The sequence below is a fragment of the Clostridium sp. JNZ X4-2 genome (genome assembly GCF_054889485.1).
On record NZ_CM142685.1, the window covers coordinates 3,303,643 to 3,316,708 of the forward strand.

Annotated in this window: 12 protein-coding genes; 3 read left to right on the top strand and 9 right to left on the bottom strand. The window is 30.7% G+C overall.

Annotation, left to right across the window (positions count from 1 at the left end; genetic code table 11):
- Nucleotides 1-30: 30 nt before the first annotated feature.
- Both yabG and ACYUJ6_RS15905 read right to left on the bottom strand, forming a co-directional pair.
- Entirely contained in the window at nt 31-918 is an 888-nt protein-coding gene (gene yabG, locus ACYUJ6_RS15900; protein ID WP_461843670.1) for a sporulation peptidase YabG, read from the bottom strand.
- Nucleotides 919-1,049: 131 nt separating this feature from the next.
- Nucleotides 1,050-2,051 carry a CotS family spore coat protein gene (locus ACYUJ6_RS15905; RefSeq protein WP_461843671.1) on the bottom strand — a complete coding sequence of 334 codons (1,002 nt, stop codon included), beginning with the start codon at nt 2,049-2,051 and terminating at the stop codon, nt 1,050-1,052.
- A gap of 113 nt (nt 2,052-2,164) precedes the next feature.
- Between ACYUJ6_RS15905 and ACYUJ6_RS15910 the strand changes: the two genes are divergently transcribed.
- Nucleotides 2,165-3,292 (top strand): glycosyltransferase family 4 protein, encoded by a 1,128-nt coding sequence (locus tag ACYUJ6_RS15910; RefSeq protein WP_461843672.1) that lies wholly within the window; start codon nt 2,165-2,167, stop codon nt 3,290-3,292.
- Nucleotides 3,293-3,351: 59 nt separating this feature from the next.
- Here the strand turns inward: ACYUJ6_RS15910 and ACYUJ6_RS15915 are convergent, their stop codons facing one another.
- From ACYUJ6_RS15915 to ACYUJ6_RS15930, 4 genes are read right to left on the bottom strand one after another with little or no spacing between them, the layout of a single operon-like run.
- Entirely contained in the window at nt 3,352-4,377 is a 1,026-nt protein-coding gene (locus ACYUJ6_RS15915) for a CotS family spore coat protein (protein WP_461843673.1), read from the bottom strand.
- Nucleotides 4,378-4,407: 30 nt separating this feature from the next.
- A complete protein-coding gene (locus ACYUJ6_RS15920; protein ID WP_461843674.1) occupies nt 4,408-5,169 on the bottom strand; it encodes a spore coat protein in 762 nt (253 codons plus the stop codon).
- Between the two features lie 37 nt (nt 5,170-5,206).
- Nucleotides 5,207-5,404 carry a hypothetical protein gene (locus ACYUJ6_RS15925; RefSeq protein ID WP_461843675.1) on the bottom strand — a complete coding sequence of 66 codons (198 nt, stop codon included), beginning with the start codon at nt 5,402-5,404 and terminating at the stop codon, nt 5,207-5,209.
- A 21-nt stretch (nt 5,405-5,425) separates the two neighbouring features.
- Nucleotides 5,426-6,433, bottom strand: coding sequence for a CotS family spore coat protein (locus ACYUJ6_RS15930; protein ID WP_461843676.1), 1,008 nt, complete (start codon nt 6,431-6,433; stop codon nt 5,426-5,428).
- Nucleotides 6,434-6,619: 186 nt separating this feature from the next.
- On the opposite strand from ACYUJ6_RS15930, the gene ACYUJ6_RS15935 reads away from it, so the two are divergent.
- Nucleotides 6,620-7,738 (top strand): glycosyltransferase family 4 protein, encoded by a 1,119-nt coding sequence (locus ACYUJ6_RS15935; RefSeq protein ID WP_461843677.1) that lies wholly within the window; start codon nt 6,620-6,622, stop codon nt 7,736-7,738.
- A 156-nt stretch (nt 7,739-7,894) separates the two neighbouring features.
- Here ACYUJ6_RS15935 and ACYUJ6_RS15940 read toward each other — a convergent pair whose 3' ends face one another.
- The 3 genes from ACYUJ6_RS15940 to larC form a co-directional block, all read right to left on the bottom strand.
- A complete protein-coding gene (locus tag ACYUJ6_RS15940; RefSeq protein ID WP_461843678.1) occupies nt 7,895-9,172 on the bottom strand; it encodes an ABC transporter substrate-binding protein in 1,278 nt (425 codons plus the stop codon).
- Nucleotides 9,173-9,334: 162 nt separating this feature from the next.
- Nucleotides 9,335-10,717: a radical SAM protein gene (locus ACYUJ6_RS15945; RefSeq protein WP_461843679.1), complete on the bottom strand. Its 1,383-nt coding sequence runs from the start codon at nt 10,715-10,717 to the stop codon at nt 9,335-9,337.
- Nucleotides 10,718-10,924: 207 nt separating this feature from the next.
- On the bottom strand, nt 10,925-12,220 hold the full coding sequence (gene larC, locus ACYUJ6_RS15950; protein ID WP_461843680.1) for a nickel pincer cofactor biosynthesis protein LarC: 1,296 nt from the start codon (nt 12,218-12,220) through the stop codon (nt 10,925-10,927).
- A 230-nt stretch (nt 12,221-12,450) separates the two neighbouring features.
- Between larC and ACYUJ6_RS15955 the strand changes: the two genes are divergently transcribed.
- A complete protein-coding gene (locus tag ACYUJ6_RS15955; protein ID WP_461843681.1) occupies nt 12,451-13,062 on the top strand; it encodes a DNA-3-methyladenine glycosylase in 612 nt (203 codons plus the stop codon).
- Nucleotides 13,063-13,066: the final 4 nt, after the last annotated feature.

A 13,066-nucleotide genomic window follows, 5' to 3' on the forward strand; every position in this document is an offset into this window, starting at 1 on the left:
ATACATTAATATTTACAACTTTTATAGTTTTTATACATACGGCGACTTTGGAAATCCCTCCCTGTACTTTCCCCTTGTCTGCAATCCTCCGATTCCATTAGTTCTGGTTATGGTATTTTTTATGGCTTCCTGAATAGATACAACCTTTTCTATATTGGTATATGCTATTTTTTCACATAAAAATACAGGATCTAAGCAATGTATAAGTACTCTGCTTGGTGAACTGGCATAATTAGCACCTGAATCCAAAATTCTTTCATAACAGGATTGACAGGCTCCTGCAAATATTACCAGATCATCATAGTTGGACTCATAATTTCTAAGTTCAGATACTGTTTTAACAAAGTATCTGGAATTTTTATAGTTATCTAAATTCATATAATCAGTAGCACCTTTTACTATGGAGTCATGCCCTGTAATTACGATTATGTCCGGTTTTATTTTTTTTACCAATTCTACTACCTTTACTGGCTGATCCTTTTCAGATATATTTGCACCAACTACATCCAATAGAAGCTGCTTATATACTTTAAGACATACATCCAAATACTCTGGATCACCATCTACATGAAGTATCTTTCCCGGTCTTCCAAAGGCCAATTCATTTTTAGAATCATGAGATGCAAACTTCATTATGTTATATTCCTGTACAGCTCCCCCTTCATGCCTGAAACCTCCCCTGCTAATTAAAATATTTCTAATTGATTTATTAACCTGTTTACTAAATATCTTTTCGTCTTTTGTAAGAGACTGCCCATCCACACTCTCCAAATCTTCTTCTGTGGAATCTGCAATTAATCTTAAATTTATTCCCTTTAAAATATAAATATTGCCGTCTCTTTCTTCCTTTATATCTATTATTTTAAAAGTTATATCCCTATCATATGATTTTCTTACTACCATATCACCTATTTTCATAATCCAACATCCCCATATATAAAAAGTCATGATATATATATATGACTTTATTCTTTTTTAAGTGCAAAAAATAAGACCTATACTGGATTTAATTTAATAATCCACATAGGCCTGAACTTTTTAATTTAAATCTATTTTTGGTTATAAATACTTTTAAATTCTTCAATAAAATCAATATATTTTTTCTGCTCAGAAATCAATTCCTCCAACTTATTATTAAAGGTATTCAACTGCCAATTAACTTCATTGTAATAATATCTGTTTGCCAGTCTCCAAAATCGCTGTGGAAATAGCAAAAAGGCAAATATAACCCTATATTCTTCTTCCTTAAGCGGACTTACCTCATTATAAGAATCAAGTATAAGTTTAGCATTTTCTATATTCCAATCTGATCTTTTCAAGACCTTAATCATAAAAGATGATATATCATAACTTCTTACCTCCCTTTTACAATAATCAAAGTCTATTACATTTACATTATTGTCATTATCTATCACTATATTGTGATATGTAAAATCATGATGACAAAATCCTTTTTCCTCTTTTGTTATATCACATAATTCATCATATTTGGAATCCCTTAATACTTCAATAGCCTTTCTTCCAAAATCCTTATAGAATTGAATAACTTTCATATAATTCAAATCAAAACTTTCCTTATTGCTTTTTTTTCTGCCCATATCCCTCATCTTATCCAGAGCTTTAACACGCTTTTCCATAAGATGATGCCATCTCCCCAGATCTGTCTTAAGCTTACTGTTTTCAGGCGGCTCATATCCTTTAGAAGCTATGTGCATATTTGCCAAACACTTAGAAGCACTTATAACATCCTCTTTATTTCTAAAATCACACTCCCTGCCGTCAATCCACTCTGAAAGGGTATAAATATCTTCATTTACAAGAGCATAAGGATTTCCATCTATATTAACACAATATTTATCTACATATGGGAATCCATTATTTATTAAATGTTCCTTAGCTCCATAAACAAATAAAAGTTTTTGGGTTCCGTAATTTACCTTCTTTAAGCACTTCATTCCTTTATTAGTCTTCAAAAGATATACTCCCCTGTTTGGCCTCATATTTTCAATTTTTACATCAAATTGTCTTTCTATTTCAAATTCTCGCATCATGTTAATCACCCCTATATATCTATATGAACAGCTAAGTTATTTTAGAAGAATATTAACATTTTTAACTGGATTTTAATATAATAAAATATACCAATTTAGAGAGGAATAATTCTATGAAAATAGGGATTGATGGTCGTGCCGCAAAATTGTACAGAGGTACCGGTATAGGCACTTATACTTATCAGCTTATAAACTGTTTAAATAATATTGATAATATAAATAGTTATTTGCTTTTCATGCCGAAAAGCTTTAAAAATGATATATGTTTAAAAAAAAATTTTACTTTAAACACTATTTCTCCTCAAAGTAAAGCCAGTTTCTGGGAGGAAATAAATATACCCAACAAAATAAAATGCAGCAAAATAGAATTATACCATGTACCACAAAACGGTGTAGGACTCCCCGCGGATAAAAATTGTAAATTTGTTATAACTCTTCATGATGTAATTCCCTATAAAATGCCTGAAACTGTAAGCAGCCGATATTTGAAAATTTTTTCGGAATATATTCCTGAAATAATACCTAACTGTGATGGAATAATTACTGTGTCGGATTTCTCCAAAAAGGACATAATGAAAGCTTTTAATTTTCCTGAAGATAAAATATATGTTACTCATTTGGCCAGCGAAGAAATATATAAGCCTTTAGATAAAAACATAAGTAAATATATAGCTAAAAGATACTATTCTATAACCGGTGATTATATACTTTATGTTGGGGGATTTAGTCCCAGAAAAAATATATTGGGTTTAATTGAAAGCTTCAATAGATTGATATCATTGTACAAAAAACCCATAAAGCTTGTAATAGCCGGTACAAAGGGGAAATCATACAGTACGTACAGTGAACGTACTGAAACACTAAATATATCTGACAAAGTTATATTTCCTGGTTTTATCTCCATGGAACACCTTCCATTCATATACAACGCCGCTAAATTATTTGTATATCCCTCTTTCTATGAGGGATTTGGTCTGCCTCCCATAGAAGCCATGGCCTGTGGAATTCCTGTAATAACCTCAGATACCACTTCTCTTCCTGAAGTTGTTGGTGACGGGGCTCTTCTCATAGATCCTGAAGATCAGAATAAATTATGCGAAGCTATGCTAAATGTACTATCAGATGATAATCTTAAAAAGAGACTTATATCTGCCGGCATTCAAAGGATTTCCAAATTAAGCTGGAGAAAGACAGCTAGTGATACCATAAGCATATATAATAAAATTATAGGTAAAAAATGATCCCTGAAATACACATGCCCTTGAAATAAATATACTGCTTATTTCAAGGGCATCATATTCTAATTATTTAAGATTGTATTCTTGAATTCTTCTAAAAACTCCATTCTGTCCTCTTTATATCTTGTTTTTCTCTTTAACCTATCCAAAAACACTTCCTCCTGCCAATCCTTTCTTTTAGTATAATAATCTTTTGATATAGTATAAAAATCATTGGGGAAATTCAGCATGGCATATAATACTTCAAGTTCCCTATCACTTAAAGTATTTTTATTACAGTATCCCTCTATTATTGATTTGGTTTTCTCCATGTCAAAGGCAAAATTTTTAATAACCTTATTTATAAAATTACATAAATCATGTACTTTAAGATCTATAATGGCATAATCAAAATCTAAAAAATAGGCTTTATTGTCATTTATCATTATATTATGATAGGCTAAATCATGATGACATACCACTATTTTGTCCTCTTCACTGCAAAGTTTATAATAACAGGACTTTTCCAGCAAGCTTTCACTCTTTTTTATCTCTTTTATATAATGTCTTGAATTAGCTATAAATATTTCATCGAATTCCGTCTTCTTCTCATGTATGTTTGCTATGCTTCTAAAAAACTCCATTTCCTGAACTCTTCTTTTAAAAACATCAATAAGCCTTCCATTATTATATTTATTATTCATACTGCTTTTGAACCCTTCTGAAGCAAGATGAAATTCTCCCAATCCCTCAGATGCAATATCCAAATCTACGGGATTACTAAAATTACATTCTTTCCCTTGAACCATATCCATTATACAATACATATCACCATTCCAAATTGTATATATGTCACCTTTCTTATTCTTCAGGAAATTAACTACCCTGGGAAACTTATTTCTTACATAAGTTAAAATTTCATAAATAAATTTTAGTTCATCTAAAGTATATTCTACCTTCTTTAATATCTTTTCCCCTTTATTTGTAGAAACCATATATACATTTCTTATAGGCACAATATCATTTACTTCCAAATCAAATCTATCAAAAAGCTCTACGCATAGATCATATTTAGCTAAATATCTTTTTTCCCCATATCTATCTACCAATTGAAGACCTCCTTTATCACCTGATATAATTTAAATCAGACTATCTCCATCTTCATTAATAGCCTTATTTAACTTACTTAGATATTCTTCATCATTCCAGTTTTTAGTATGATATTTATACCTGCTGTAGCATTTCATAAATTCGCAGGGATAAGATAACATAGATAATATAAATTGCAAGCTGTTGTCATTTAAAGATTCACACTTACAAAAGTCAACAGCAGTACGAATAAAATCAATATTCACACCTTTTCTTTTTAACCTGTTCAAAAAATATACTGCATCCATTTCCACCATATTATAGCAACATCCTTTTACATTTATCACCTCTATATTCCTGTTTTTTCTCAAGTTGTCAAAACTGGTATCCCTAAGACACATTTCAATTCTGTTCATGCTTCTAACTATCAGTTCTATATAATGGTTTTTATATAAATTATCAATACACTTTTCTGATCTTATCAAATATTTTCTTCCTGCATCACTTATTTTTTCCTGGAAGCCACTTTTACTTTTTAAATTTTCTATTACATCCAAATCTTTTCTAAACCTTCTATTGTAAATCTTATACTGTTCTACTGTCCTGCCTATACTATTATCCAATCGCTTATTCATAACGCCGGTATACCCTAAAGTTCTTCTATGAAATTCACCTATTACAAATATTTGATCTTTTATTTCCTTCATAGTTAAATCTTTATATTTGACCTTATCTTTAAATTCCTTTACTAGAAATATCCCTTTTGATTCCAAGTATCTTACAAAATATGACTCAATATTGTGGCAGTACACTCTTAAATCACCTCGTAATTTTACTTTTGTCCAAATTTTATTTGTGAGCCTTTTTCATTTCCCTCAATATACGTTTTTTCTTTTTTTCAAGTTTCATAACTTCTTTTTTTCTCTTGTTCATTTTCTCCAATTGTTTAACAGTTTTTTTTAAACTTTCTGCCTTATTTTCATAATAACCTAAATCAGTACTTTCAAGTTCTCCTGTCTTTTGAGAGTGTGATTTTTTATGTGACATAGGTTTATTCCCCTTTCTTAATCAACTATATTTTTCATTTCTAAACTCATCTATAAACTCCAATTTTTTCTGACTGTCTTTAAGCATTTTATTTAATTTTTTTATAAAGAAATTCTCTCCCCATGGCTGTTTTTCCCAATAGTACTGTATCCCAATTTGCCAGTAATTTTGCGGAAATTCCATAAAGGCAGCCATAATGGGTATATCCTTCTGACTTACACTGTTTATTGCACTGTAGGCATCTATGATAAAATTTGCATTGTCAATTCTCCACTTTCCATTTTTCATTCTTCTTATGAGCAGACTGGACAGATCATGGAGATGGGTATCCATGATGCAGTAATCAAAATCTATAATATTCACTTCACCTTGAGTATCTATTAGAACATTATGGTTTGCATAATCATGGTGACAAAACCCACCATCCTTTATTTCTTCTTTCATACTGTCCATATAACCGGAGTTTTTTAAATGTTCTATAGAACTTTCTGCAATATTAATTTCATTTTCCATAGCCTTTAAATACGATATATCAAATTCTCCCTTATGTGACTTATCCAGTATTCTTTTTTTAAAATCCAGTATTTCATCTCTTCTGGTTGTAAAATTGTCTATCCACTTAAACCATCCTATCCTTGGATTCATTCTATCAGTAAGTTGAAAATTGTGACTTTTTCTATGCAGCTCCGCTAATTTTGAAGTAGCAACTAAAATATCCAGAGGATTGTCATAATTGCATTGTCTGGAATTTACCCATTTACACAAATAAGCATAGGAATCCCCCATTCTTATAAAATTCTTTTTATTCTTGGTTTTAATTATTTTAGGTATGTTTTTAAAGCTTTTATTTTGGAGATGCTTTATAGCTGAAATTATAAATAGAAAATGTCCGAAGTCATAATTTATCACTTTCAAACAATATTCACTATATTTTGTGTGAATCTTATATATGCTTTTTATTCTTTCTATAAATTCAATATGGAGATCATAGGCATCTTCAACATATTTTCGTACTTCTAATATATCCAAAAGCTTCTTCCTCCAAAAATTATTATATACGTAGTATATGTCTAACTATATCTGTATGTGATAGATAGAACTCCATTTAACTTTAGATTCAAAAGTTACGTTCACCTTTTTATATAAGTGTTAATAATATATATATTAGAACGCTTCAATCAGTTTAGTGTTACTAGAGTGTGGAGGTAGAGAACAATGAAAATTGCCGTTGATGCAAGGGGGATTAATTGGTATAAAGGTACCGGTATAGGAACTTATACAGAAAAAATATTAAAATTCATGATTAAAAACCACATGGAGAATTTTTATAATATATACTGGTCAGGTAATAATTATAAAAACTTCAGACAGGATAATACTAAAATAATAATGGCTTCTAAAAGACAACATAGATTTTTTGAACAATATTACTTTCCAGCAAATTTAAAAAAAGAAACTGTAGATATATATCATATTCCTCAAAACGGTATTGGCATATCTGAAAATATAAGCTGTAAAAAAATTGTCACTATACACGACTTAATACCTTATGTACTTCCCGAAACAGTAGGAAAAGGATACCTGGAAAAATTTTTAAGGGAGATGCCTAATATTATCAATTTAGCTGATGGGATAATAACCGTATCCAATTGTTCAAAAAAAGATATCCTAAAATTTTTTCCCATAGATGAAAATAAAATATTTATAACTCCTTTAGCAGCTGATGACAAATACAAACCTCTGGAAAAGGACAAATGTAAACATGCAGTAAAAATTAAATATAATATAGAGAATCCATTTATTCTTTATATAGGAGGTTTCAGTCCTAGGAAAAATGTATCCTCATTAATTACTGCCTTTTCTAAAGTTCACAAAAATTTAGATAGAAATTATGACTTAATTATAGTAGGTTCCAATAAAGATGATTTGGATATGCTAAAAAATTTAAGTATAGACTTAAATATAAAAGAAAATGTTAAATTCACAGGGTTTGTGGAAGAAAAAATGCTGCCTGTTTTCTATAATGCCTGTGATGCCTTCATATATCCATCCTTATATGAAGGATTTGGTCTTCCTCCACTGGAGGCTATGAGCTGTGGTACTCCTGTAATAACTTCAGATGTATCATCTATTCCAGAAGTAGTAGGGGATGGCGGCATTCTCATAAACCCATTTGATATAAAAAGCCTTATGTACTCCATAGAGGCCCTACTTAATGATGAAAGTATAAGAGAGGAATTAAGCTTGAAAGCTTTAAAACAGGCATCCAAATTTTCCTGGGAAAAAACTTCGGAAAACACTATCAACGCTTACAATAAAATCTTGAACATCTAATTATTCCATAAAAGCAGAACCTTTTAACTACTCCCATACTTAGTTAAAAGGTTCTGCCTTTATGTTAAAAGATCCCTATGATTAATTCCCTATGATTTTATTATACTCTAATTTTTAGACTTCGTAAACGTTTTATTAATTTAAATTTAGAAATTTCTATTTTTTAATCTCATTTTTCAAAGATAATTCTAAATTTCCCGATATAGTTTTAAAATCTTGATTTTCTACAATAGGTTCAGTTAAAATCTCCCTTACTTTTCCTCTTACCTTAGGAAAATCTTTAGTATAATTTATACTAAAACTTCCCTGCTCCACTCCAGCAAATAAATTCCATGCCTCACTATCAAAATACGGGACTTGTTTATTCAAATCCACAAGATTATATATATCCATGTTCACCGGAAATCTGCCATAATCATTCAATAAATCCATTTGCAATTTATCATCTGTAAGTGCAAAATTTATAAAATCCTGGGTCAGATTAACTTGTTTAGTATTTTTATTTATAATTAAATTTATTCCTCCCAGGGAAACGTCCCTATTTCCCCCTGGTTCAAAAGAAGGAAGTTTTATTATTCCCCATTTATAACTGTCCTTTGGATAATCATTCATTAATGCTTTGGCATAAGTTGGATCACCCACAAATGACACTATTTTATCCCCTTTTAATCTGTTTATGAGTTCACTTTTAGAATTAAAATCTTCTATTAAATTCTCCCCATAAAGAATTTTAGTCATTTCTATAATTCTGGACCATTTTTCAGATTGAAAATTTAATTTCCCACTTTCGTTAAAATAACTTGTTCCCAATTCATTTGCAAGCAGTAAAAAAATATCGTTATTGTCATCGGAAATGTTTCCCATGAACACTTTTCCAGTGTCCTCCTTTATTTTTCTTCCCACTTCTACGTAGTCACTCCAGGTCTTTATATCATCCACATCTATATTTTCCTTGGCAAATATATCTTTCCTGTATATTAAAGCCTTGGGACATGTATCCCATGGTAATGCATAAATCGACCCTTTCATAATATCATTATTCATCTTATTATTTAGTAAAGTATTTTTATATAAGTTTCCTGAATCTGTTATTTTCAAAATTCCATCCGAATATACAGATAAAATATGCTTTACATAACTATCATCCAATGTTATTATATCCGCCGGATACTGAGAATTATCCAGTATGGACTTGATGTTATTATCTGTATCCTTTACTACCATAACATTCACATTGACCTTTTTATGTACTTCCTCAAATCTGCTTGCTGCAAGTTTTATCTGGGGGCCATGTTCTACATCGGTTACAATTTCAATATTTCCCTGAAGTGATTCTTTACTGACCTCATTGTCCTGATGTTCATTACATGAAACTACAAAAATTGAAGTTAAGACCAATATCAAAAACAATACTGTTTTTATACATCTATTCATAAGAACTCTCCTATACATTTCCGTTAATTGCAATTTACTATATGTATTTCACACTAATATTAACAAATAAAAGCATATATTTCAACTTCACCTTATATCCATTTACAAATCCAAAAATCAAAACATCCAAAGAATTTATTTTTCTTCGGATGTTTTAAAGATTTAACCCTTAGACATTTTGTAATTGCCCTCACAGTTAAAATCCCTTTTCCATGCCTTTTCCGCATAAGGTTTAAAATCCTTCGACAACTTATCTAGCTCTTTCTGAAATTCAGGATCTTCCAGCATCCTTCTCGCACCTTCATCTGTAGGTCTTGCTCCTGTTTTCTTTGCAATTTCCCTAATTTGTTCCGTATTGTCAATCATCATGCAGGGTAATAATAAATTATCATTGTATGGCTGTCTATGTCTCAGCTCATTAAAAAAGTTTGATTTAAATACATCTACAATTTTTTTACCCTTTAAATTGTCAACTGCAAAATGGGCAAATATACAAGGTTCCACTTCCTCCTCTGAATTTATATGGCAATAAAATTTTCCTGCAATACACCCACCTACGTAAGGAGCATCATTGAAAAAGTCAATTGTAAAATACGGTTTTGTAGTTCTTATTTTTCTCACTCTTTCTCCCAGGCGTATTCTTTGTTCTGGAGTAAGCATCAAATCTACATCAGGTTCTTTGCCTACGGGCATAAATATAAAATACCAGCTCATTTTAGCTCCTTTTTCTATTAACATATCTATAAATTCATCTGATGTAACTGTATCTATGTTATATCTGCTGGTTGCTGTAGAAACTCCAAACAGGACTCCACGATCCTTTAGGAGATCCATTGCATGCATAACCTGCCTGAATATTCCCCTGCCCCTTCTTTCATCTGTTTCTTTCTCAAATCCCTCCAGAGAAAACATAGGAATTACATTGCCAAGTTTTTTTATCCTATCTGCTAACTTTTCATTAAATAAGGTGCCATTTGAGAAGGGAGTAAACATACAGTCACTATATTTTTCATATATATCAAGCATGTAGTCATTAATAAAAGGCTCTCCTCCAAGAATTATAAAATAATAAATTCCAAGATCTCTAGCCTCCCCAATAATTCTATCTACTTCTTCCTTTGGAATATCATCTTCTCTGCTGTAACTTGAAGCATAGCATCCAGTGCATCTCAAATTACATCTCATAGACGGACTCATAAGAATGGTGAATGGAGTTTTTATCCCCGTATTCTGAAAGAATTTTTCCCTTTTCGGTATTCCATACCAGGCTGCATTTGCAAAAAAATTGGTAAAAAATTTATCAAGACAATTTTTGTTTGAATTTGTTACAACATTAATGGCAAGTTCATGAACGGCAGAATTCGTTTTATATAATTTCTCAACTCTTTCTACCTTAGCCAGATTGTCCTTATCTTTTTTTACCGTTTTTTTAATTAATGCAAATATCTTATCAAGACTTTCCTCTGGATCTCTGTCAAGTAACTCCACTCCAGCTTTAACCAATGCATCTTTAGCGGCCTTTTCCAATATTCCAGTTACCTTCATATGGCATTCCCCCTAAATAATAATAGTATAAGAAACCAATGCCTAAAAACATCCATTTCTTTTTTCAATACATAGGATATAAACAATAATATAGTAGAAAAATGAGCAAATAATATTATGTTATTTATATATCATTGCATTATAGCTTCCAGCATCTATTCGTCAACATTCTTCAGTTCAAACAGCTGCAATTTAGATTTCAAAACTTCACTGCTTTAATAATTCAACCATAGCTTCTCTATACACATCGCCAATACCTATTCTATTTTTTAATGCAAGTTTCTTGCAATCTTCATATTCAATTTTACTTTTTATCTTTTTCCCTTTATAATAAGCATTTTTTACACTGACCTCACCATATTTGGTAGTCACCTTTGTAAAATTTCTATTTAATATATTTCTCTGCATTCTATACTTTCTGAATCCCAATGTAGTAGTTTGAGTCAAGATAATATCCCTTATTCTTTCCTCTACTTTTGACTTATATAATACAGTCAGTTTTACTGCAGGTCTTTCCTTTTTCATAATTATAGGGGTCAAATATACATCTGATGCTCCATTTTGCAGTAACATATCCATTATGGGCTGATACATTTCAGGATTCATGTCATCTATGTTGCATTCTATAACCTGTATATCTTCCACCTTATAGTCTTTATCATTGAAATCATATTCGTCTAGTTTTTCCTCATTAACTGATATATATTCAACTCTATGATTTTTATTCCAATTAAAATTTTTGTATTTAATATATTTTTCTTCTGGAAGAATCTCTCCCAAAAAAACCCTCAATACATTTGGAATACCCTCATTATCCCTATGTCCTATGCCATATCCTATTTTATTTATTTTAAAATTTTTATTTTCTGTATATCTTGAAGAAAAATAAGATAATATTGCTGCACCAGTTGGAGTAGTGGCTTCAAAGGGCACCTCAGCTTTTATAGGAACATTTTGAAGTATTTCCGCTGTAGCAGGTGCTGGTACCGGCAGTATTCCATGAGTGCATTTTACAAATCCCCTGCCTACTTCTACCTTAGATGATTCCACCTTGTCTACACCCAAATAATCAAAACATATAGCAGCCCCTACAATATCAACTATAGAATCCACAGCTCCTACTTCATGAAAATGTATTTCATTCAAAGGTTTATTGTGCACTTTGGCTTCAGCCTGTGCCACCTTTTTAAAAATTTCCAGACTTATATTTTTAACTTTTGAATTTAGAGTGCTGCAACTTATTATATTTTCTATATCCTTTAAATTTCTATTGAAACGGCAATTATAATTTTTCTTATGAGCTTGTTCTTCTAGAATCACATCTACTTTAGTACCGGAAATTCCACCTTTCATATCCTTATTTATATGTATATCGTAATCTTCAACATTTAATTTTGCCAGCTCCGAAATCAAATATTTCTCATCTACTCCCAAATCCAGCAGTGCTGCCATATTCATATCTCCACTTATTCCACAAAAGCAATCGTAATAGAGTATCTTCATAATTTTTAATCTCCTGTATCATATTTTACTAATGTTATGATTTAATTTTACCATAAATATGAATATTTTATATAACAGTTTTTTAAAATTAATTTTATATCTAATATCTTATAAAGAAATTTATGAAAGTCTCGAGAGATAGTCTTGAAAAATAAAAGTTTGACAAAATAACTTCCTAGTATATAATTTATTATATATTTCTTGTATAATATAAAAAAGGTTGTGTTATCTTGAAAAAATTACAACGGAATTTTTATAGTAAAGATACTCTGTCAGTTGCCCAAAATCTCCTTGGTAAAATACTGGTTCACGAAATAAATGGCAAAAGATTATCCGGAAGAATAGTGGAAACGGAAGCCTACAAAGGCATTACAGATAAGGCTGCCCATTCCTATGGCGGCAGACGAACTAACCGCACGGAAATCATGTATGGCGAGCCTGGTTTTTCATATGTATATATGATATATGGTATGTATTATTGCTTTAACATAGTAACTGAAAAAAAAGGCATACCTGAGGCAGTTTTAATAAGAGCTCTTGAACCATTGGAAAACCTGGATGAAATATCTTTAAACAGATATAATAAATCATTTTGTTCTTTAAATAAAGCCCAGATAAAAAATTTAGCTAATGGTCCCGGCAAATTATGTAATGCACTGGCTATAGGTAAAGCCGAAAATAAAGTGGATCTCTGCAACAGCAGCTTGTATGTTGCCAAAGACCATATTAATGATTTTAATATAAGAAGTGCAAAACGAATAGGCATCAGTTATGCTCAGGAGGCAGCTGAGTATCCCTGGAGATTTTACATTGAAAACAATATTTATATATCTGCTAAATAATTTT

Bases quoted from the DNA above. Each gene is read 5' to 3' on its own strand.
- ACYUJ6_RS15940 (WP_461843678.1), bottom strand. From the start codon at position 9,172: ATGAATAGATGTATAAAAACAGTATTGTTTTTGATATTGGTCTTAACT.
- ACYUJ6_RS15910 (WP_461843672.1), top strand. From the start codon at position 2,165: ATGAAAATAGGGATTGATGGTCGTGCCGCAAAATTGTACAGAGGTACC.
- ACYUJ6_RS15945 (WP_461843679.1), bottom strand. From the start codon at position 10,717: ATGAAGGTAACTGGAATATTGGAAAAGGCCGCTAAAGATGCATTGGTT.
- ACYUJ6_RS15905 (WP_461843671.1), bottom strand. From the start codon at position 2,051: ATGATGCGAGAATTTGAAATAGAAAGACAATTTGATGTAAAAATTGAA.
- ACYUJ6_RS15925 (WP_461843675.1), bottom strand. From the start codon at position 5,404: ATGTCACATAAAAAATCACACTCTCAAAAGACAGGAGAACTTGAAAGT.
- ACYUJ6_RS15935 (WP_461843677.1), top strand. From the start codon at position 6,620: ATGAAAATTGCCGTTGATGCAAGGGGGATTAATTGGTATAAAGGTACC.
- larC (WP_461843680.1), bottom strand. From the start codon at position 12,220: ATGAAGATACTCTATTACGATTGCTTTTGTGGAATAAGTGGAGATATG.
- yabG (WP_461843670.1), bottom strand. From the start codon at position 918: ATGAAAATAGGTGATATGGTAGTAAGAAAATCATATGATAGGGATATA.